Here is a 20,835-nt window from a genome sequence, read left to right as displayed (position 1 = left end):
TCAGCCCTCCGAGGGGGCCAGGCGCTCGAGCTCCGCCTGGGTCGACTTGAGCAGGTCGTTCCAGGACGCCTCGAACTTGTCGACGCCCTCGTCCTCCAGCACCTGCACGACGTCGTCGTACGCGATCCCGAGCCGCTCCAGCGCGTCGAGGTCGGCGCGCGCCTGCTCGTAGGTGCCGGTGATGGTGTCGCCGGTGATCTCGCCGTGGTCGTCGGTGGCCTCCAGGGTGGCCTCCGGCATGGTGTTGACCGTGTTCGGCGCGACCAGCTCGGTGACGTACAGGGTGTCCGGGTACGCCGGGTCCTTCACACCGGTCGACGCCCACAGCGGACGCTGCTTGTTGGCGCCGGCGCTCTCCAGCGCCGTCCAGCGGTCGGAGGAGAAGACCTCCTCGTACGCCTGGTAGGCCAGGCGGGCGTTGGCGAGGGCGGCCTTGCCGCGCAGCCCCTTGGCCTCGTCGGTGCCGATCCCGTCCAGCCGCTTGTCGATCTCGGTGTCCACGCGGGAGACGAAGAAGGACGCCACGGAGTGGATCTTCGACAGGTCGAGGCCCCGCTCCTTGGCCTTCTCCAGGCCGGTGAGGAACGCGTCCATGACGGCCCGGTAGCGCTCCAGCGAGAAGATCAGTGTGACGTTGACGCTGATGCCGAGGCCGATGACCTCGGTGATCGCCGGGATGCCCGCCATGGTGGCCGGGATCTTGATGAGGGTGTTCGGGCGGTCCACCAGCCAGGCCAGCTGCTTGGCCTCGGCGACGGTGGCGTGCTCGTTGTGCGCGAGGCGCGGGTCGACCTCGATGGAGACCCGGCCGTCCTGGCCGCCGGTGGCGTCGAAGACCGGGCGCAGGATGTCGGCGGCGTCGCGGACGTCCGCCGTCGTGATCATGCGGATGGCCTCTTCGACGGTGACCTTGCGGGCGGCGAGGTCGGACAGCTGCTGGTCGTAGCCGTCGCCCTGGGAGATCGCCTTCTGGAAGATCGTCGGATTGGTGGTGACGCCCACGACGTGCTGCTGGTCGATCAGCTCGGCGAGGTTGCCGGACGTGATCCGCTTGCGCGACAGGTCGTCCAGCCAGATCGCGACGCCTTCGTCGGAGAGGCGCTTGAGTGCGTCTGTCATGGAATTACATCTCCTACGTGTCGTATATGAGCGTCAGCGCTGAGCGTCGGCGAGGGATTCCCGCGCCTTGGCGGCCACGTTCTCGGCAGTGAAGCCGAACTCGCGGAAGAGCAGCTTGCCGTCCGCGGAAGCACCGAAGTGCTCCAGGGAAACGATGCGGCCGGCGTCCCCCACGTACTTGTGCCACGTCAGCCCGATGCCCGCCTCCACGGCGACGCGGGCCCGGACGGACGGCGGCAGCACGGAGTCCCGGTACCCCTGGTCCTGCTGCTCGAACCACTCCACGGACGGCATCGAGACGACACGGGTGGGAACGCCGTCGGCCTGGAGCTGCTCACGCGCCTCCACGGCCACGTGCACCTCGGAACCGGTGGCGATCAGGATGACCTGCGGCTCGCCGCCGTCGGCCTCGAACAGGACGTAGCCGCCCTTGGCCGCGTCCTCGTTCGGCTCGTACACCGGCACGCCCTGGCGGGTGAGCGCGAGGCCGTGCGGCTGGCCCTTGCCGAACTCCTTGGTCCAGCGCTTGAGGATCTCCCGCCAGGCGATCGCGGTCTCGTTGGCGTCGGCCGGGCGGACGATGTTCAGGCCCGGGATGGCGCGCAGCGAGGCCAGGTGCTCGACCGGCTGGTGGGTGGGGCCGTCCTCGCCGAGGCCGATGGAGTCGTGCGTCCACACGAACGTCACCGGCAGGTGCATCAGGGCCGACAGGCGCACGGCGTTGCGCATGTAGTCGGAGAAGACGAGGAAGGTGCCGCCGTAGACACGGGTGTTGCCGTGCAGGGCGATGCCGTTCAGCTCGGCGCCCATGGAGTGCTCGCGGATGCCGAAGTGGATGGTGCGGCCGTACGGGTCGGCCTCCGGCAGCGGGTTGCCCGCGGGCAGGAACGAGCTGTCCTTGTCGATGGTGGTGTTGTTCGACCCGGCGAGGTCGGCGGAGCCGCCCCACAGCTCGGGGATCACCGCGCCGAGCGCCTGGAGCACCTTGCCGGACGCGGCACGCGTGGCCACACCCTTGCCGGGCTCGAAGACCGGGAGCTTGTCCTCCCAGCCGGCGGGCAGCTCGCCCGCGCTGATCCGGTCGAACTCGGCGGCCCGCTCCGGGTTGGCCTCGCGCCACACCTGGAGGGACTTCTCCCACTCGGCCTTCGCCTCGGCACCGCGCTCCAGCGCCTTGCGGGTGTGGGCGATGACCTCGTCGGCGACCTCGAAGCTCCGCTCCGGGTCGAAGCCGAGGACGCGCTTGGTGGCCGCGACCTCGTCGTCGCCCAGCGCCGAGCCGTGCGCGGCCTCGGTGTTCTGCGCGTTCGGGGCCGGCCAGGCGATGATCGAGCGCATCGCGATGAAGGACGGCCGGTCGGTGACCCGCTTGGCCTCCTCGATCGCGGCGAAGATCGCCGCCGGGTCCAGGTCGCCGTTCTCCCGGGCCTCCACCCGCTGCACGTGCCAGCCGTAGGCCTCGTACCGCTTGACGGTGTCCTCGGAGACGGCCGTCTCGGTGTCGCCCTCGATGGAGATGTGGTTGTCGTCCCACAGCAGGACCAGGTTGCCCAGCTTCTGGTGGCCGGCCAGCGAGGACGCCTCGGCGGCGATGCCCTCCTGGAGGCAGCCGTCGCCGGCGATGCAGTAGACGAAGTGGTCGAAGGGGGACTCGCCGGCCGGCGCCTCCGGGTCGAACAGACCGCGCTCGTAGCGGGCCGCCATCGCCATGCCCACCGCGTTGGCCACACCCTGCCCCAGCGGGCCGGTGGTGGTCTCCACACCCTTGGTGTGGCCGTACTCCGGGTGGCCCGGGGTCTTCGAACCCCACGTCCTGAAGGCCTTCAGATCGTCCAGCTCCAGGCCGAAGCCGGCCAGGTAGAGCTGGGTGTAGAGGGTCAGGGACGAGTGGCCGGCGGACAGCACGAAGCGGTCGCGCCCGACCCACTCCGGGTCGGCCGGGTCGTGCCGCATCACCTTCTGGAAGAGGGTGTAGGCGGCGGGGGCCAGGCTCATCGCCGTACCGGGATGGCCGTTGCCGACCTTCTGTACGGCGTCTGCGGCCAGGACACGGGCGGTGTCCACGGCCCGCTGGTCCAGCTCGGTCCACTCAAGGTCTGTGGTGGTCGGCTTGGTGCTCACCCTGGGTCAGGGCTCCTCTCCACATGTCGGTCGCCGGTCGTCGGGCATGCGCCCCACCCGGCCGCCGACGGGCTTGTCGCCCGCCGGCCGTTGTCGAGCCTACCCCCGTGAGGACGTGCGTTTTTTCGAGTGTTTCCAGACTGCCGGGAGTCTTCGTAATCCGCCTCCCGACTGGGCGGAACGGCATTCGGCACATGAATGCGGACCCGCTCATCTGACCGCTCAGGAGAGCTTTCCCGCGCACGGAGGATCACGTCCTCGCGGACGCGTCCGAGCGAGTCCGCGCACAGGTGCGCGGAGGGCCTCGCCAACACGACCCCACCCCCGCGAAGGCCGGGGTATGGGCAACGTCTAAAGTGGCGTGGTACGCGTGAGCCTTAACCCGGAGTGTCCGGCGGGACGGCTTGCTGGGATGTCTCTGTCAGGGGTGTGCGTGACGGCCGTCGAATCCCGTCCTGGGGGTCCCTCCCAGGCCCTCAAGGCCCTGGGGGAGGGTGCGCCCGGGGGTGCGCGTCAGGGCTCGGTTCACCGGCCGTTCGGGGCCCGTGTCAAGGCGTTCGTGGCGCTGACCAAGCCGCGGATCATCGAGCTGCTGCTCATCACCACCGTTCCGGTGATGTTCCTGGCGCAGCAGGGTGTGCCGGACCTGAGACTGGTCCTGATCACCTGCCTCGGCGGCTATCTGTCGGCTGGCGGCGCCAACGCGCTCAACATGTACATCGACCGGGACATCGACGCCCTCATGGACCGCACCTCGCAGCGTCCGCTGGTGACGGGCATGGTCAGCCCGCGCGAGTGCATGGCGTTCGGCATCACGCTGGCGGTCGTCTCGACGCTGCTGTTCGGGCTCACCGTCAACTGGCTGAGCGCCTGGCTGTCACTCGGGGCGCTCCTCTTCTACGTCGTCGTCTACACGATGATCCTCAAGCGGCGCACGTCGCAGAACATCGTGTGGGGCGGCATCGCGGGCTGCATGCCGGTGCTGATCGGCTGGTCGTCCGTCACGAACTCCCTGTCGTGGGCGCCGGTCATCCTCTTCCTCGTCATGTTCTTCTGGACCCCGCCGCACTACTGGCCGCTGTCCATGAAGGTCCGGGAGGACTACGCGCGCGTCGGCGTGCCGATGCTGCCGGTCATCGCCTCCAACAAGGTCGTCGCCAAGCAGATCGTCATCTACAGCTGGGTGATGGTCGTCGTCTCCCTGCTGCTGACGCCCCTCGGCTACACCGGCTGGTTCTACACGGCCGTCGCCCTCGCGGCGGGCGGCTGGTGGCTGTGGGAGGCACACGCGCTGCAGAACCGGGCCAAGGCCGAGACCACCGGCACGAAGCTGAAGGAGATGCGGCTCTTCCACTGGTCCATCACCTATGTGTCGCTGCTGTTCGTGGCGGTCGCGGTGGACCCCTTCCTGCGCTGACGGCACCGGGCGTACGTCACAGCGCCCCGCCCTCGCCAGTCGATCTACCGGTGAGTAGCATCCTGGGCATGGCAGACACGCAGCAGGTTGACGCGAGGGCCGAGCGCACGGTGTCCCGGCTCGCCCACCGGATCGGTGCCTTCGCCAAGGCGCACGGCGGCGCGGAGGGCCAGGTGGCCCACATCGGTGAACGCGGCGCCCGCATCGTCCTCGTCGGCGCGGACGGCGGCTGGGGCGACCTGGTGGCCCCCACGTACGCCCTCGCCGAGCAGGCGGTGGCCAAGTCCGGCATCACGGTCCACGAGTCGTTCGACGGCGAGTTCGCGGCGAAGGTGACGACGGGCCCGTACGAGTGGAAGCGGATGGCCGGCATCCAGCTGGGCGGCTGACCGCCGCGGCCACGGCCGTACGGCAGCACCGCGCGGCCCGAGCCGCCCCGGCCGGCCCCCGGCTCGCCGGGCCACGAGCGACTCCGGGAGAGCGCCGGCCCCGAGCGCGCCTCGTACCGGCGCGCCCGAGCAGCCTCGTACCGGCGGCAGCCCTTGGCGCCGCCCCACGCGCACGAGAGCCCCGTGACCCGCGCTACGCGCGTCATGGGGCTCTGTCCGTCCGGGGCGGGCCGGGGCGCACGATCGTGGTCCGCCCGCCGGGGCGCGAGCGGTCCGAGGCGGCCGGCACCTGCCGGGAACCGGCCCGCCTCCCCGACCGCACCGGGCCCGGCGCCCGCGTCGACCGCACCCCCCGTACCGCGCACCGGCTTCGCCCGGCCGCCGCCGGCCTGATCCCGCCGCACGGCCGCCCGTACCACCGTCCCGCCGCCCATCCGGCCGGGTCCTCTTCCCGCGGGTCCACGTCCGGACCGGGCGCCGCGCCGGTGCGGCACCGGGGCCCGGGCGGCCACCGTCCGCGCCGGGACCCGGAGCCGGCCTCCTGCGGCGAGGTCCTCTTCCCCGGCGGCGCCGGACACCCGGCGGCCGGCCCGGCCGATCGCGGGGGACGGCGCGCCGGGTGTACAGGCCCGGGAGGACTGCCGAGACTGGGCGGATGACGACCGCCTCCCTGCTCGACGGGTTCCTGGACGCCCTGCTGCCGCTGCGGCCCCGCGCCGTCTGGGCGCACGGTTCCCTGGCCGGCGGCGACTACCAGGAGGGGCGCAGCGACCTCGACCTCATCGCCGTACTGCCCGGTCCACTCGGTCCGCGGCACGCCTGGCGGATCGCGGCCCTGCACACCCGGCTGCGCGGGCGGCCCCTCGCCACCAGGCTCCATTGCGGCTATCTCACCCCGGCCACCCTGGACGACCCGGACCGTCCGCACCTGACCTGGGCGCACGGCGGGGTGCTGCGCCGTCCGGTCACCCCCGTCACCCGGCGCGAGCTGCACGAGTTCGGGCGGGTGCTGTACGGGGAGCCGCCGGCCGGGCTGCTGCCGCCGGTGCCGGCGGGGCAGCTGAGCCGCTTCGTCGTGCGCGATCAGCGTGACTTCTGGCGCCCGGCGGTGGACAGGGCCCGGCTGTGGCGGCAGGACGTCTGGGTGGACCTGGGTCTGCTGACCTTCGCCCGGGCCACCGTGACCCTGCGCGAGGGCCGGCTGATCTCGAAGCGGGAGGCCCTGGCCGAGCTGCCGGGCCTCGGCGCGCCCGCCGAGGTCGTCGCGGACATCGCCCGCCGGCGGTACGCGAGCCCCGCCCCCGCCCCGGCCGGTTTCGACTGGCTCACCCGGCGGGCCGGGGCGACCCGGGCGTTCCTGGGCCCGGCGATCGACGCCCTGGTCCGGGGCGCGGGCGGGGGATGACTCAGGCCCGCGAGCCGACCGTCACCGCGGCCGGGGGCGCCGGCACGTCCTGCGGGGCCCCGGGGCGTTCCCGCAGCGCCAGCAGCACCCGCAGCACCCAGATCCACATCACGGTGGAGCCGAGCATGTGGGCGGCCACCAGGGCCTCCGGGAGGTGGGTGAAGTACTGGACGTAGCCGATGGCGCCCTGGCACAGCAGGACGACGAACAGCTCCCGGGTGCGCGCCAGCGGTGCCTTCGGCGCGTCGACCGCCTTGAGCACGAACCACAGCGCGAACGTCAGCGTGACCACGATCCAGGCGAGCACCGCGTGCAGCTTGGAGACGTTCTCCCAGTCGATCGGGATGCGCGCGACCTCGCTGGAGTCGCCGGCGTGCGGTCCCGCCCCGGTCACCACCGTGCCGACCGCGATGAGCAGCGCGGACGCGGCCACCAGGAACCACACCAGCTGCGCCACCGCCTTGCCGACCAGCGGCCGCGGTGCCGCGTCGCCCTCCCGGGTGCGCTGCCACATCACCGTGGCGATGGCGATCAGGGCCGTGGAGAGCAGGAAGTGCGCGGCGACCGTGTACGGGTTGAGGCCGACCAGGACGACGATGCCGCCGAGCACCGCGTTGCCCATGACCACCCAGAACTGGGCCCAGCCCAGCCGGGTCAGCCCGCGGCGCCACGGCTTCTCGGAGCGCGCGGCGATGATCGCCCAGCCGACGGCGGCGCACAGCACGTACGTCAGCATGCGGTTGCCGAACTCGATGATCCCGTGGAAGCCCATGGCCCGGGTCGTGGTCAGCGAGTCGTCGGTGCAGGTGGGCCAGGTCGGGCAGCCGAGGCCCGAGCCGGTCAGGCGGACGGCACCGCCGGTGACCACGATGACCACCGACATGACGAGCGCGGCGAGGGCCGCCCGCCGGACGGTCCGGGGGTCCGGGGTCCAGCGGTCGGCGATGAAGGCGAGCGGATTGCGCAGGGCGGCTTCGGCGTCGGCGCGGTTCAGCGTAGGCACGCCCACCATCGTAGGCCGCCGCTTGTGCACGCGTTCACGAGGGTCGCTCCCCCGGGGGTACGCCCGCTCGCGCAAGGGTCACTCCCAGCGGAAGAACCGTCCGGCCGCGGCCAGCCCGACGACCGCCCACACGGCGAGCACGCCCAGGTCGCCCCAGGGCATCCCGGCGCCCTGCCGCAGCACGTCCCGCAGGCCGTCGGAGAGGGCGGAGATGGGCAGCAGGCCGAGGATCCGCTCGCCCGCCGGGCCGAACTTCTCCAGCGGCACGATCACCCCGCCGCCCACGAGCAGCAGCAGGAAGACCAGGTTGGCGGCGGCCAGGGTCGCCTCCGCCTTCAGGGTGCCCGCCATCAGCAGGCCGAGCCCGGAGAAGGCGGCGGTGCCGACGACGAGCAGAGCCACGACGGCGGCCGGGTTGCCGTGCGGGGACCAGCCCAGCGCGAAGGCGATCACGGTCAGCAGGATGACCTGGAGAACCTCCGTGACCAGCACGGACACCGTCTTCGCGGTCATCAGGCCCCAGCGCGGCAGCGGCGAGGAGGCCAGCCGCTTGAGCACGCCGTAGCGGCGCTCGAAGCCCGTGGCGATGGCCTGACCGGTGAACGCCGTCGACATCACGGCCAGGGCCAGCACACCGGGGGCGAGGAAGTCGACCGCCTCGCCCTCGCCGGTGTCCACGATGTCGACCGAGCTGAAGAGCACCAGCAGCAGGGCCGGGATCACGACCGTCAGCAGCAGCTGCTCGCCGTTGCGCAGCAGCATCCTGGTCTCCAGCGCCGCCTGCGCCGCGATCATGCGGGGGAGCGGGGCGGCTCCGGGCCGGGGGGAGTAGGTACCCGGGGTGGTCACGAACGCAGCTCCTTGCCGGTCAGCTCCAGGAAGACGTCTTCCAGGGTGTGCCGCTCCACCGAGATCCGGTCGGGCATCACCCCGTGCTGGGCGCACCAGGAGGTCACGGTGGCCAGCAGCTGGGGGTCGACCTTGCCGGTCACCCGGTAGCTGCCCGGGGTCAGCTCGGCGGCCGCGCAGTCGGCCGGGAGGGCCTTGAGCAGCGAGCCGACGTCCAGGCCGGGGCGGCCGGTGAAGCGCAGGGTGTTCTCGGCGCCGCCCTTGCACAGCTCCTCAGGGGAGCCCTGGGCGATGACCCGGCCCCCGTCGATGATCGCCACGTCGTCGGCGAGCTGCTCGGCCTCGTCCATGTGGTGCGTGGTGAGGATCACCGAGACGCCGTCGGCGCGCAGGTCCCGCACCAGGTCCCAGGTGGCCCGGCGGGCCTGCGGGTCCAGGCCGGCGGTGGGCTCGTCCAGGAACACCAGTTCCGGGCGGCCCACGACGGCCATGGCGAGCGCGAGCCGCTGCTGCTGGCCGCCGGAGAGCCGGCGGTAGCCGGTGCGGCCGCAGGAGCCGAGGCCGAGGCGGTCGATCAGGGCGCCGACGTCGAGCGGGTGCGCGTGCAGCTTCGCCACGTGCCGGAGCATCTCGTCGGCGCGGGCGCCGGAGTACACACCGCCGGACTGGAGCATCACGCCGATGCGGGGCCGCAGCTCGGCGGCCTGCCGGACCGGGTCGAGGCCCAGGACGCGCACCGTGCCGGAATCCGGCTTCCGGTACCCCTCGCAGGTCTCGACCGTGGTCGTCTTCCCGGCCCCGTTCGGGCCGAGCACGGCGGTCACGCCCGGCCGGGCCACCAGGTCCAGGCCGTCGACCGCGGTCTTCGCGCCGTACCGCATCACCAGGGCCGCCACCTCGATGAGCGGGTCCGACGCGAAGCGTTTCCCCGAGGGGTGGTGGTCGGGAGACGGACGGGCGGGCTCACTTCGCATGGGGCCGAGTGTAGGGAGAGCGCACGTGGTTCAGGCGGGCGGGTGCGGGAAGTCCTCCTCCCGCGGCCGGTGCAGCGCCAGCCACCGCTCGGCGTAGGCCACGGCGTCCGCCAGCGGGAACAGCCGGGCGTCCGCGCCGCCGACCCGGCCGCGGACGACGGGCCGGTCCCGTTCGAAGTCGTGCCCCAGCTCGTCGAACCGGTCGGAGGTGATCGACACCTCGACCACCGTCTCCCAGCCGCCGCCGGGAGCGGGCCGGCCGACCCGTACGCGCGGGGAGGGGACGCGGTACTCGGCCAGGTGGAAGGCGGTGCAGGAGTCGTAGCCCGCGCCGAGCAGCAGCACCCGGGCGCCCAGTTTCTCCAGCTTCGCCAGCGGGCTGGCCTCGCCGAGCCGGCAGTCCGGGGCGTGGCCCTCGGTGATCTCCCGCGCGCGGGGGCCGAGCGCGGCGAAGGAGGTCTGGGGGTGGGCGCTGCGCAGGGCGCCGGGCCAGGTCCGCACGGTCTCGGGGATCACGCCGACCCCGAGCGAGGGGGTGACGAGCGGGTCGTACGGGGGCATGGTGGCGCGGATCCGGTCCCACCACTCCTCGGGCACCGGCGGGTTCTGCCATCCCGCCGGGTCGGACTGGTCGCCGGTCTGGGTGGGGACGACGAGCGTGCCGGCGGGGCCGAGCGCGTCCAGGAGGCCCTGGACGACCGCGACCGCGCCTCCGTTCACCCAGCCGAGCGAGCTGAGCGAGGAGTGCACGAGCAGAATCCCGCTGGATTCGACCCCCAGCAGGCGCAGACCTGCGGCGAGGGTGTCCCGGGTGACGAGTGGGCCGGTCGGAGGGGGTGCGGGCATGGTCCGGCAGTCTTCCGGAACGGGTCCCGGCAGGCCAGTGAATTTGGCCGGGGCAACGTTTCGGAAGGACGGCGGAAGATCGTTTGCGCAGGTCAGATTAGGTATGCCTAAGTGACGCAGGGCACCGCGTGATGATCCGGACGTCGCTTGTCAGGCTCCGCGGAATTACGCAACAATGGCGTTGTGAAAAACGTCGGCGAGGCTCGGGAGACCCCCATGGGGGTCCCTCAGGAGGAGCTAGCGACCGGTGAGCGCTCGACGCGCAACCGGGTCGCGCGGTCCATCCTGGACCACGGGCCGTCGACCGTCGCCGAACTCGCCGGCCGGCTGGGACTGACCCAGGCGGCCGTACGGCGCCACCTGGACGCGCTGGTCGCCGACGAGGTCGTCGAGGCCCGCGAACAGCGGGTGTACGGCACGCGCACGCGTGGCCGCCCCGCCAAGGTCTTCGCGCTCACCGACTGCGGCCGGGACGCCTTCGACCAGTCGTACGACAAGCTCGCCGCGGACGCGATCCGCTGGATCGCCGAGCGGGAGGGCGGCGCCGAGGCGGTCGCCGCCTTCGCCCGCGCCCGGGTCGCCGCCCAGGCGAGCGCGTACCGCGAGGCGATCGAGGCCGCGACCCCGGACAAACGCGCCGAAGCGCTGGCCAGGGCCCTGAGTGCGGACGGGTACGCTGCTACGGCGCGCAGCGCACCGGTCGGCGAGCAGCTCTGCCAGCACCACTGCCCGGTCGCCCATGTCGCGGAACAGTTCCCGCAGCTGTGCGAGGCGGAGACGGAGATCTTCGCGGAGCTGCTGGGCACGCACGTCCAGCGACTGGCGACCATCGCGCACGGCGACGGCGTCTGCACGACGTTCATCCCCAAGATTTCCACTGACGCACCTGCAAGCACGGCCGGGAGGAACCCCGCATGACTCTCCCCACGGAGACTGCCCACCCTGAGCTCGAGGGCCTGGGCAAGTACGAATACGGCTGGGCCGACTCGGACGTGGCCGGTGCCTCCGCCAGGCGTGGCCTGAGCGAGGAGGTCGTCCGCGACATCTCCGACAAGAAGTCGGAGCCGGAGTGGATGACCAAGCTGCGCCTGAAGGGCCTGAAGCTCTTCGGCAAGAAGCCGATGCCGAACTGGGGCTCCGACCTCTCGGGCATCGACTTCGACAACATCAAGTACTTCGTGCGCTCCACGGAGAAGCAGGCGGAGTCCTGGGAGGACCTGCCCGAGGACATCAAGAACACCTACGACAAGCTGGGCATCCCGGAGGCCGAGAAGCAGCGCCTCGTCGCCGGTGTCGCCGCCCAGTACGAGTCGGAGGTCGTCTACCACCAGATCCGCGAGGACCTGGAGGAGCAGGGCGTCATCTTCCTCGACACCGACACCGCGCTGAAGGAGCACCCGGAGCTCTTCAAGGAGTACTTCGGCACGGTCATCCCGGCCGGCGACAACAAGTTCGCCGCGCTGAACACCGCCGTGTGGTCCGGCGGCTCCTTCATCTACGTGCCGAAGGGCGTGCACGTGGAGATCCCGCTCCAGGCCTACTTCCGCATCAACACGGAGAACATGGGCCAGTTCGAGCGGACCCTGATCATCGTCGACGAGGGTGCCTACGTGCACTACGTCGAGGGCTGCACGGCGCCGATCTACAAGTCGGACTCGCTGCACTCCGCGGTCGTCGAGATCATCGTCAAGAAGAACGCCCGCTGCCGTTACACGACCATCCAGAACTGGTCGAACAACGTGTACAACCTGGTCACCAAGCGCGCCGTCGCCTACGAGGGCGCGACGATGGAGTGGGTCGACGGCAACATCGGCTCCAAGGTGACGATGAAGTACCCGGCCGTTTACCTGATGGGCGAGCACGCCAAGGGCGAGACCCTGTCCATCGCCTTCGCGGGCGAGGGCCAGCACCAGGACGCGGGCGCCAAGATGGTCCACATGGCGCCGAACACGTCCTCCAACATCGTCTCCAAGTCCGTGGCGCGCGGCGGTGGCCGCACCTCCTACCGCGGTCTGATCGAGATCGGCGAGGGCGCCGCCGGCTCCAAGTCCAACGTGCTGTGCGACGCGCTGCTGGTCGACACCATCTCCCGGTCGGACACGTACCCCTACGTCGACGTCCGCGAGGACGACGTGTCCATGGGCCACGAGGCCACCGTCTCCAAGGTCTCCGAGGACCAGCTCTTCTACCTGATGAGCCGCGGTCTGTCCGAGGACGAGGCGATGGCGATGATCGTGCGCGGCTTCGTCGAGCCGATCGCCAAGGAACTGCCCATGGAGTACGCGCTGGAGCTCAACCGGCTGATCGAGCTGCAGATGGAGGGCGCGGTCGGCTGACCGCCCTCATCGCCGGCAGACGTCTTACCCAGGAAAGAGAGCACTACGACAGCCATGGCTGAGGCCCAGAACTCCCCCACGCTCGGCTCCGCTCGCGCGGGGGGACCCCCACCGGTGGGTTCCACCACCGCCGGCTCCATCGCGGTCGCCGCGGAGTCGACCGTCGTCTCGCGCATGAGCGCGCCCCCGTCCTTCGACGTGGCGGACTTCCCGGTCCCGCACGGCCGTGAGGAGGAATGGCGGTTCACCCCGCTGGAGCGGCTGCGCGGACTGCACGACGGCACCGCGGCCGCCGGAGGCTCGGTCAAGACCGACTTCTCCGCCCCCGACGGCGTCACCCTCGAGACCGTCGGCCGCGACGACGCCCGGCTCGGCAGGGCCGGCAAGCCGGTGGACCGGGTCGCGGCCCAGGCGTACTCCTCCTTCGAGCAGGCCACGATCGTCACCGTGCCGAAGGAGACCGTGCTGACCGAGCCGGTGCGCCTCACCCTGCACGGCGAGGGCGGCGTGACCTACGGGCACACCGTGTTCGAGCTCGGCGCCTTCGCCGAGGCCACGGTCGTCATCGACCACACCGGCGACACCGTCCGCGCCGCGAACGTGGAGTACGTCCTCGGCGACGGTGCCAAGCTGACCGTGGTCACCATCGTGGACTGGGACCACACCGCCGTGCACGTCGCCCAGCAGAGCGCGCTGGTGGGCCGGGACGCGAGCTTCAAGCACGTCCTCGTCACCTTCGGCGGCGACCTGGTGCGCATCCACCCCCGCGTGGAGTACGCCGGCCCCGGCGGCGAGGCCGAGCTGTTCGGCCTGTACTTCACCGACGCCGGCCAGCACCACGAGCACCGCCTGCTGGTCACGCACAACACCCCGCACTGCAAGTCGAACGTCGTCTACAAGGGCGCGCTCCAGGGCGACGCCGCGCACGCGGTCTGGATCGGCGACGTGCTCATCGAGGCCGCGGCCGAGGGCACGGACACCTACGAGATGAACCGCAACCTGGTCCTCACGGACGGTGCGCGCGTCGACTCGGTGCCGAACCTGGAGATCGAGACCGGCGAGATCGTCGGCGCGGGCCACGCCTCCGCCACCGGCCGCTTCGACGACGAGCAGCTCTTCTACCTGATGGCGCGCGGCATCCCGGAGCACGAGGCCCGCCGTCTGGTGGTCCGCGGCTTCTTCGCCGAGCTGGTCCAGCAGATCGGCGTCGCCGACATCGAGGAGCGGCTGCTCGTCAAGATCGAGGAAGAGCTGGAGGCTTCGGTCGCATGACGACCTTCGTACGCGTCTGCGGGCTGGGCGAGCTGGCGGAGGACACCCCGAAGCGGGTGGAGATCGACGGCACGCCGGTCTCGGTCGTGCGGACCGAGGGCGAGGTGTTCGCGATCCACGACATCTGCTCGCACGCGAACGTCTCGCTGTCGGAGGGCGAGGTCGACGACTGTCACCTCGAGTGCTGGCTGCACGGCTCGCGCTTCGACCTGCGGTCCGGCAAGCCCGACAGTCTTCCGGCGACGCGCCCCGTCCCCGTATACCCCGTAAAGATCGAAGGGGACGACGTTCTCGTCTCCCTCACCCAGGAGTCCTGAGGCACCCATGGCAACGCTTGAAATCCGAGACCTGCACGTCACCGTCGAGGCCGACAACGCCACGAAGGAGATCCTCAAGGGCGTCGACCTCACCGTGAAGCAGGGCGAGACGCACGCCATCATGGGCCCCAACGGCTCCGGCAAGTCGACCCTCGCCTACTCCCTCGCGGGTCACCCGAAGTACACGATCACCGGCGGCACCGTCACCCTCGACGGCGAGGACGTCCTGGAGATGTCCGTCGACGAGCGCGCCCGCGCCGGCCTGTTCCTGGCGATGCAGTACCCGGTCGAGGTCCCCGGCGTCTCCGTCTCCAACTTCCTGCGCACCTCCGCCACCGCCATCCGCGGCGAGGCCCCGAAGCTGCGCACCTGGGTGAAGGAGGTCAAGGAGGCCATGCAGCGCCTCAACATGGACCCGTCCTTCGCCGAGCGCAACGTCAACGAGGGCTTCTCCGGCGGTGAGAAGAAGCGCCACGAGATCCTCCAGCTGGAGCTGCTCCGGCCGAAGGTCGCGATCCTGGACGAGACGGACTCCGGCCTGGACGTCGACGCCCTGCGCATCGTCTCCGAGGGCGTCAACCGCGTCCGCGAGACCGGCGAGGTCGGCACCCTGCTGATCACGCACTACACGCGCATCCTGCGCTACATCAAGCCCGACCACGTCCACGTGTTCGCCGGCGGCCGCATCGTGGAGTCCGGCGGCCCCGAGCTGGCGGACAAGCTGGAGAACGAGGGCTACGAGGCATACGTGAAGGGTGGCGCATCCGCGTGACACAGCTGCCGGGCCTCCTCGACACCGAGGCGATCCGCAAGGACTTCCCCGTTCTGGACCGAGTCGTCCACGACGGCAGGAAGCTCGTGTACCTGGACAACGCGGCGACCAGCCAGAAGCCGCGCCAGGTGCTGGACGCCCTGAGCGAGTACTACGAGCGCTACAACGCCAACGTCCACCGCGGTGTGCATGTGCTCGCCGAGGAGGCCACGGCGCTGTACGAGGGAGCGCGCGACAAGGTCGCGGCGTTCGTGAACGCGCCGAGCCGCGACGAGGTGATCTTCACCAAGAACGCCTCCGAGTCGCTCAACCTCGTGGCGAACATGCTCGGCTGGGCCGACGAGCCCTACCGGGTGGACGCCGACACCGAGATCGTCATCACGGAGATGGAGCACCACTCCAACATCGTGCCGTGGCAGCTGCTGGCGCAGCGCACCGGCGCGAAGCTGAAGTGGTTCGGCCTCACGGACGACGGCCGGCTGGACCTGTCGAACATCGACGAGATCATCACGGAGAAGACGAAGATCGTCTCCTTCGTGCTGGTGTCGAACATCCTGGGCACGGTCAACCCGGTCGAGACGATCATCCGGCGCGCCCAGGAGGTCGGCGCGCTGGTGTGCATCGACGCCTCCCAGGCCGCCCCGCACATGCCGCTGGACGTGCAGGCGCTCCAGGCCGACTTCGTGGCCTTCACCGGCCACAAGATGTGCGGCCCGACCGGCATCGGCGTGCTGTGGGGCCGCCAGGAGCTGCTGGAGGACCTGCCCCCGTTCCTCGGCGGCGGCGAGATGATCGAGACCGTCTCGATGCACTCCTCCACCTACGCCCCGGCCCCGCACAAGTTCGAGGCGGGCACGCCCCCGATCGCCCAGGCGGTCGGGCTCGGCGCGGCGATCGACTACCTGAACTCGATCGGCATGGACAGGATCCTCGCCCATGAGCACGCGCTGACCGAGTACGCGGTGCGGCGCCTGGCGGAGGTCCCGGACCTGAGGATCATCGGCCCGACGACGGCCGAGGACCGGGGCGCGGCGATCTCCTTCACGCTCGGCGACATCCATCCGCACGACGTGGGCCAGGTGCTGGACGAGCAGGGCATCGCGGTCCGGGTCGGCCACCACTGTGCCCGTCCGGTCTGCCTCCGCTACGGAATTCCGGCGACCACCCGAGCGTCGTTCTATCTGTACTCCTCGCCGGCCGAGATCGACGCTCTGGTCGACGGCCTGGAGCACGTACGGAACTTCTTCGGCTGAGAGGCGTGCTGACAAGGTGAAGCTGGACTCGATGTACCAGGACGTCATCCTGGACCACTACAAGAACCCGCACGGGCGTGGTCTGAGGGACGGCGACGCCGAGGTGCACCATGTGAACCCGACGTGCGGCGACGAGATCACCCTGCGCGTGAAGTACGACGGCACGAAGATCGAGGACGTGTCGTACGAGGGCCAGGGCTGCTCCATCAGCCAGGCCAGCGCGTCGGTCCTCAACGACCTCCTGGTCGGCAAGGACCTGGCCGAGGCGCAGCGGATCCAGGAGACCTTCCTGGAGCTGATGCAGTCCAAGGGCAGGATCGAGCCCGACGACGCGATGGAGGAGGTCCTGGAGGACGCGGTCGCGTTCGCCGGGGTCTCCAAGTACCCCGCGCGGGTCAAGTGCGCCCTCCTGAGCTGGATGGCGTGGAAGGACGCGACGGCCCAGGCGCTGGGCGGCGCCGACGCCGAAAGGAAGACGGCATGACCGACACCGCTGAGATGAAGCCGGCATCGGAGGAGGAACTCCGCGAGGCCCTGATGGACGTGGTCGACCCCGAGCTGGGCATCGACGTCGTCAACCTCGGCCTGATCTACGGCATCCACGTCGACGACGCCAACATCGCGACCGTCGACATGACCCTCACCTCCGCGGCCTGCCCGCTGACGGACGTGATCGAGGACCAGGCGAAGTCCGCCACCGACGGCCTGGTCAACGAGCTGCGCATCAACTGGGTCTGGATGCCGCCGTGGGGTCCCGACAAGATCACCGACGACGGCCGCGAACAGCTCCGCGCGCTGGGCTTCAACGTCTGACCGCGCCGCGTGCGTGAGGCGGCGGCACCCCTGCGGGTGCCGCCGCTTTCGCGTACCCGCCCGCGGACCCTGTGTACGCTCGTACACATGGGATATCTGCTGCTCGCGGGTGCCATCGCCGCCGAGGTCACCGCCACCACGGCGATGAAGTACAGCGAGGGATTCAGCCGGCCGTGGCCCTCGGTCGTGACCGCGCTGGGGTATGTCGTGTCGTTCGCGCTGCTCGCGCAGACGCTGAAGACCGTGCAGATCGGCACCGCCTACGCCATCTGGTCCGGGGTCGGCACCGCGGCCATCGCCCTCCTCGGGCTGCTGCTGTTCGGGGAGGGGCTGACGCCGGCCAAGGCCGGCGGGATCCTGCTGATCATCGCAGGCGTGGTGGTGCTGAACCTGGGCCCGGCGGCGCACTGATGCCGCGCCGGCACGATCCCGGGCGCCGGCAGCGGATCATCGACGCGGCGATCCGGGTGGCCGGGCGGGACGGCATCGCCGGGCTGAGCCACCGCAGCGTCGCCGCGGAGGCGGACGTGCCGCTCGGCTCCACCACGTACCACTTCGCCACCCTGGAAGAGCTGCTGGTGGCCGCGTTGCGGCAGGCCGGCGAGGGGTTCTCCGGGGTGCTGGCCGAGCTGGTGCCGGAACACGGCGGCCCGGACGGTCTCGCCGCGGACCTGGCCCGGGCCCTCGGGGCGTGGCTGGGCGGCGAGCGCACCGGCGTGGAGCTGGAGTACGAGCTGTACCTGGCCGCGCTGCGCCGTCCGGCGCTGCGCCCCGTCGCCGCCGAGTGGACCGAGCGGGCGGCGGCGCCGCTGGCCCGGCGCACCGACCCGGTCACGGCCCGGGCCCTGCTCGCGCTGATGGACGGCCTGTGCCTCCGGGCGCTGCTGACGGGCGGCGCGTACGACGAGGAGGAGGCGCGGGCCCTGCTGGCTCGGCTGATCCCCTGAACCCGCGCCCGGCACGTGAGACGCGGTTCGCCCTGACCACCCCGCCCGCGTTAGGTTTTCCCCCATGACCGAGTCTGCAACCCGTACCACCGGCGCCGTCGCCGCCGGCCTCGCCACGATCGCCTCCGACGGCACCGTTCTCGACACCTGGTTCCCGGCCCCCGAGCTGGTCGAGGAGCCGGGGCCGGCCGGCACCGAGCGGCTGACCGCCGAGCGGGCGGCGGAGCTGCTGGGCGGCGGCGCGACCGCGGCGACCGGCCCGGACGCCCGCCGGGGCGTCGAGGTCGTCGCGGTCCGCACGGTCATCGCCTCGCTGGACGACAAGCCGGTCGACGCGCACGACGTCTACCTGCGGCTGCACCTGCTCAGCCACCGGCTCGTGAAGCCGCACGGCCTCAGTCTGGAGGGCCAGTTCGGCTTCCTCGCCAACGTCGCCTGGACCTCGCTCGGCCCGGTCGCCGTGGACGACATCGAGAAGGTGCGCCTGAACGCCCGCGCCGAGGGCCTGCACCTCCAGGTGACCTCGGTCGACAAGTTCCCGCGCATGACGGACTACGTCGTCCCCAAGGGCGTGCGCATCGCCGACGCCGACCGGGTCCGCCTCGGCGCCCACCTCGCCGCGGGCACCACGGTCATGCACGAGGGCTTCGTCAACTTCAACGCCGGCACGCTCGGCACCTCCATGGTCGAGGGCCGGATCTCCGCGGGCGTCGTGGTCGGCGACGGTTCGGACATCGGCGGCGGCGCCTCCACCATGGGCACCCTATCCGGCGGCGGCAACGTGGTCATCTCCATCGGCGAGCGCTGCCTGATCGGCGCCGAGGCGGGCATCGGCATCGCCCTCGGCGACGAGTGCGTGGTCGAGGCCGGCCTCTACCTCACCGCCGGCACCCGGGTCACCATGCCCGACGGCCAGATCGTCAAGGCCCGCGAGCTGAACGGCGCCTCCCACATCCTCTTCCGCCGCAACTCGGTCACCGGCGCGGTCGAGGCCCGCCCGAACAACGCGGTGTGGGGCGGGCTCAACGACATCCTGCACAGCCACAACTGATCTCCCGTCACACCCGGCGCGGCGCCCTTCACCACGCGGTGGAGGGCGCCGCGGCATGCGTGCACGGATCCCGGTGTTCGCCGCGCGGTGATCACCCCGCCCGCAGCGCCTCGTACCGGGCCAGCAGCCCGTCGGCCGTCTCCCGGCCGGCGGGCAGCAGCGGGGCACGGACCGGGCCGGCGGGCAGTCCGAGGCGGTCCAGCAGCGCCTTCGCGGTGACCGTGCCGGGCAGGCCCGCGCCCGTCATCGCCTCGGTCAACGGCGTGACGGCGAGCTGGAGCCGCCGCGCCCGCGCGGTGTCGCCGGCGTCGAACGCGGCCGGGATCGCGGCGATGTGCGCCGGTACGGCGTTCGCGACCGTGCTGACGCAGCCCGCCGCGCCGACCGCGTACAGCGCCAGCACGTGTTCGTCGCAGCCCGCGTAGTATGCCAATTCGGTCTCGGCCAGCACCTTCTGGGTGCCGAGGAAGTCGTAGGAGCAGTCCTTGACGGCGACGATCCGGGGGTGCTCGGCGAGCCGGATCAGCGTCTGCGGCTCGATCCGGGTGCCGGTGCGGCCCGGGATGTCGTACAGCATCACCGGCAGCTCGCTCGCGTCGGCGACGGCGCGGAAGTGCGCGGCCACGGCCTCCTGCGGGGGCCGGCTGTAGTACGGCGTCACCACCAGGACGCCGTCCGCGCCCGCCTTGGCGGCGGCCAGGGCCAGCTCCACCGTGTGCCGGGTGTCGGCCGAGCCGACGCCCGCGACCAGTGCCGCCCGGTCGCCGACCGCCTCCCGCACGGCCGCGACCAGCCGGGCCTTCTCCTCGTCGGTGGTGGTGGGCGACTCGCCCGTGGTGCCGTTCAGGACCAGGCCGTCGCAGCCCTCCGCCACCAGGTGTGCCGCCAGCCGGCGGGCGCCGTCCAGGTCGAGCGCGCCCGCGCCGGTGAACGGCGTGATCATCGCGCAGAGGGTGCGGCCGAAGGGCGGGGGCTTGCGGGTGCTCGTCATGGGAGTAGTGTCGGCGGCACGTAAGTGAAGTGCTACTTAATTCTTCTACGAGGTATCGGTTAGCGATACTGAGAGGTGCGGCGTGGCTCCACCGCGCCGGGCGAGGGCGGGCCGGTGGCCGGCGCCGGGGCCGGTGTGCCCCAACTCGGCCTTGGAGAAGCTCTGTTGCCGGCCTGGGGCCACAGGCGGCGGGCAGGGGTGAGGGGCTCCGCTCCGGGTACCCGGACGGCCCGGACGCGATCAGGAAAGGGCACACCGATGAGGCACAGGAACCCGCGTGGCTCGGGCGCCAAGGGCCCCGACGAGCTGCGCCGTCAGATCGAACAGACCCGGGGCCGCTTCGGCGGCACCGTCGGCCGGCTGAGGGGCGGCGCCGATGTGGCCGGCCGGGCCCGGACCCGGGCCGCGGACCTGAGGGACAAGGCCGGTGCCATGACCGTGCAGCTGCGCTCCGGGGCCGCCCAGGCGGGACACGGCGCCCAGGACCGGGCGGCCAGGGCGGGCCACCTCGTGCAGGGCCGGGCCGCCAAGGCGGGCGGCCGGGTGCAGGAAGGCGCGGCCAGGGCCGGGCACCTGATGCAGGACCGGGCCGTACGGGCCGGGCACGGCGCCCAGGAGCGGATGACCAGGGCCGGACATCTGGTACAGGAGCGGGCCGGCCACGGCAGGCACCTGTTGCACGACCGGGCGGTGCACGCCGGGCACACCGCGCGGCACGACCTGCGGCTGCCGCGGCCGGAGCGCCGGACCGTGCGCGCCGCGCTGCGCCATCCCCGCCCGGCGATGCTCGCGGGCGCGGCGGGCGCCGCCCTCCTCGGCGTGGCCGTGGTCTGGCGGCGCGTCGACCGCGGCGGCCGGTGAGCCGCTGACACGGGACGGCGGGACCGGCCGGGCACACCGCCCGGCCGGTACCACCGTCGCTCTCGGGCCGGGCGAGGCGCTCGGCGAGCAGGGCGGCGA

Annotated in this window: 22 protein-coding genes; 15 read left to right on the top strand and 7 right to left on the bottom strand. The window is 71.8% G+C overall.

Features of this window, described 5'->3' with window-relative positions; translation table 11 throughout:
* Together tal and tkt are read right to left on the bottom strand one after the other, a co-directional pair.
* Entirely contained in the window at positions 1-1,119 is a 1,119-nt protein-coding gene (tal, locus tag ACZ4W9_RS09940; RefSeq protein WP_467934479.1) for a transaldolase, read from the bottom strand.
* A gap of 33 nt (positions 1,120-1,152) precedes the next feature.
* Positions 1,153-3,240 (bottom strand): transketolase, encoded by a 2,088-nt coding sequence (tkt, locus tag ACZ4W9_RS09935; protein WP_467934478.1) that lies wholly within the window; start codon positions 3,238-3,240, stop codon positions 1,153-1,155.
* A gap of 427 nt (positions 3,241-3,667) precedes the next feature.
* Here tkt and ACZ4W9_RS09930 point away from each other — a divergent pair, with 427 nt between their 5' ends.
* From ACZ4W9_RS09930 to ACZ4W9_RS09920, 3 genes are all read left to right on the top strand, one after another.
* A complete protein-coding gene (locus tag ACZ4W9_RS09930; protein WP_467934692.1) occupies positions 3,668-4,657 on the top strand; it encodes a heme o synthase in 990 nt (329 codons plus the stop codon).
* A gap of 68 nt (positions 4,658-4,725) precedes the next feature.
* Positions 4,726-5,046, top strand: coding sequence for a hypothetical protein (locus tag ACZ4W9_RS09925; RefSeq protein WP_467934476.1), 321 nt, complete (start codon positions 4,726-4,728; stop codon positions 5,044-5,046).
* A gap of 655 nt (positions 5,047-5,701) precedes the next feature.
* Entirely contained in the window at positions 5,702-6,451 is a 750-nt protein-coding gene (locus ACZ4W9_RS09920; protein ID WP_467934475.1) for a nucleotidyltransferase domain-containing protein, read from the top strand.
* 1 nt (position 6,452) lies between these two features.
* On the opposite strand, the gene ACZ4W9_RS09915 is transcribed toward ACZ4W9_RS09920, so the two are convergent.
* The 4 genes from ACZ4W9_RS09915 to ACZ4W9_RS09900 all read right to left on the bottom strand — a co-directional run bounded on the left by ACZ4W9_RS09915 (position 6,453) and on the right by ACZ4W9_RS09900 (position 10,123).
* The gene (locus tag ACZ4W9_RS09915; protein WP_467934473.1) at positions 6,453-7,463 is read right to left on the bottom strand and encodes a COX15/CtaA family protein; all 1,011 of its coding nucleotides are present in this window, start codon (positions 7,461-7,463) and stop codon (positions 6,453-6,455) included.
* 69 nt (positions 7,464-7,532) lie between these two features.
* Positions 7,533-8,249 (bottom strand): ABC transporter permease, encoded by a 717-nt coding sequence (locus ACZ4W9_RS09910; RefSeq protein WP_467934691.1) that lies wholly within the window; start codon positions 8,247-8,249, stop codon positions 7,533-7,535.
* Positions 8,250-8,299: 50 nt separating this feature from the next.
* Positions 8,300-9,277, bottom strand: coding sequence for an ABC transporter ATP-binding protein (locus ACZ4W9_RS09905; protein ID WP_467934472.1), 978 nt, complete (start codon positions 9,275-9,277; stop codon positions 8,300-8,302).
* A gap of 30 nt (positions 9,278-9,307) precedes the next feature.
* Positions 9,308-10,123 (bottom strand): AAC(3) family N-acetyltransferase, encoded by an 816-nt coding sequence (locus ACZ4W9_RS09900; RefSeq protein ID WP_467934471.1) that lies wholly within the window; start codon positions 10,121-10,123, stop codon positions 9,308-9,310.
* 183 nt (positions 10,124-10,306) lie between these two features.
* Here ACZ4W9_RS09900 and ACZ4W9_RS09895 point away from each other — a divergent pair, with 183 nt between their 5' ends.
* The 11 genes from ACZ4W9_RS09895 (at position 10,307) to dapD (ending at position 18,884) form a co-directional block, all read left to right on the top strand.
* Positions 10,307-11,041 carry a helix-turn-helix transcriptional regulator gene (locus ACZ4W9_RS09895; protein WP_467934469.1) on the top strand — a complete coding sequence of 245 codons (735 nt, stop codon included), beginning with the start codon at positions 10,307-10,309 and terminating at the stop codon, positions 11,039-11,041.
* Positions 11,038-12,459, top strand: a complete 1,422-nt coding sequence (gene sufB, locus ACZ4W9_RS09890; protein ID WP_467934467.1) for a Fe-S cluster assembly protein SufB — start codon at positions 11,038-11,040, stop codon at positions 12,457-12,459. Before ACZ4W9_RS09895 ends, sufB begins: the two co-directional genes overlap by 4 nt.
* A 54-nt stretch (positions 12,460-12,513) precedes the next feature.
* Positions 12,514-13,731, top strand: coding sequence for a Fe-S cluster assembly protein SufD (gene sufD / locus ACZ4W9_RS09885; RefSeq protein WP_467934466.1), 1,218 nt, complete (start codon positions 12,514-12,516; stop codon positions 13,729-13,731).
* Complete coding sequence (locus tag ACZ4W9_RS09880) at positions 13,728-14,048, top strand: non-heme iron oxygenase ferredoxin subunit (protein WP_467934465.1); 321 nt, start codon at positions 13,728-13,730, stop codon at positions 14,046-14,048. The genes sufD and ACZ4W9_RS09880 overlap by 4 nt, the downstream gene beginning before the upstream one ends.
* A gap of 7 nt (positions 14,049-14,055) precedes the next feature.
* Entirely contained in the window at positions 14,056-14,820 is a 765-nt protein-coding gene (sufC, locus tag ACZ4W9_RS09875; RefSeq protein WP_318204162.1) for a Fe-S cluster assembly ATPase SufC, read from the top strand.
* Entirely contained in the window at positions 14,817-16,073 is a 1,257-nt protein-coding gene (locus ACZ4W9_RS09870) for a cysteine desulfurase (protein ID WP_467934464.1), read from the top strand. Before sufC ends, ACZ4W9_RS09870 begins: the two co-directional genes overlap by 4 nt.
* Positions 16,074-16,089: 16 nt before the next feature.
* Positions 16,090-16,557: a Fe-S cluster assembly sulfur transfer protein SufU gene (sufU, locus tag ACZ4W9_RS09865; RefSeq protein WP_318204164.1), complete on the top strand. Its 468-nt coding sequence runs from the start codon at positions 16,090-16,092 to the stop codon at positions 16,555-16,557.
* Positions 16,554-16,886: a metal-sulfur cluster assembly factor gene (locus ACZ4W9_RS09860; RefSeq protein ID WP_190018343.1), complete on the top strand. Its 333-nt coding sequence runs from the start codon at positions 16,554-16,556 to the stop codon at positions 16,884-16,886. Before sufU ends, ACZ4W9_RS09860 begins: the two co-directional genes overlap by 4 nt.
* Positions 16,887-16,973: 87 nt before the next feature.
* On the top strand, positions 16,974-17,297 hold the full coding sequence (locus ACZ4W9_RS09855) for a DMT family transporter (RefSeq protein ID WP_467934462.1): 324 nt from the start codon (positions 16,974-16,976) through the stop codon (positions 17,295-17,297).
* Positions 17,297-17,833, top strand: coding sequence for a TetR/AcrR family transcriptional regulator (locus tag ACZ4W9_RS09850; protein WP_467934461.1), 537 nt, complete (start codon positions 17,297-17,299; stop codon positions 17,831-17,833). The genes ACZ4W9_RS09855 and ACZ4W9_RS09850 overlap by 1 nt, the downstream gene beginning before the upstream one ends.
* A 64-nt stretch (positions 17,834-17,897) precedes the next feature.
* Positions 17,898-18,884 (top strand): 2,3,4,5-tetrahydropyridine-2,6-dicarboxylate N-succinyltransferase, encoded by a 987-nt coding sequence (gene dapD, locus ACZ4W9_RS09845; protein WP_467934459.1) that lies wholly within the window; start codon positions 17,898-17,900, stop codon positions 18,882-18,884.
* A gap of 91 nt (positions 18,885-18,975) precedes the next feature.
* On the opposite strand, the gene dapA is transcribed toward dapD, so the two are convergent.
* Complete coding sequence (gene dapA / locus ACZ4W9_RS09840; protein ID WP_467934458.1) at positions 18,976-19,875, bottom strand: 4-hydroxy-tetrahydrodipicolinate synthase; 900 nt, start codon at positions 19,873-19,875, stop codon at positions 18,976-18,978.
* A gap of 258 nt (positions 19,876-20,133) precedes the next feature.
* Between dapA and ACZ4W9_RS09835 the strand changes: the two genes are divergently transcribed.
* Complete coding sequence (locus ACZ4W9_RS09835; protein ID WP_467934457.1) at positions 20,134-20,736, top strand: DUF3618 domain-containing protein; 603 nt, start codon at positions 20,134-20,136, stop codon at positions 20,734-20,736.
* Positions 20,737-20,835: the final 99 nt, after the last annotated feature.

Source organism: Streptomyces sp. NPDC029296, assembly GCF_055569255.1.
Note: the sequence above shows the minus strand (reverse complement) of the source record. Positions and strands in the feature narration are given on the sequence as shown.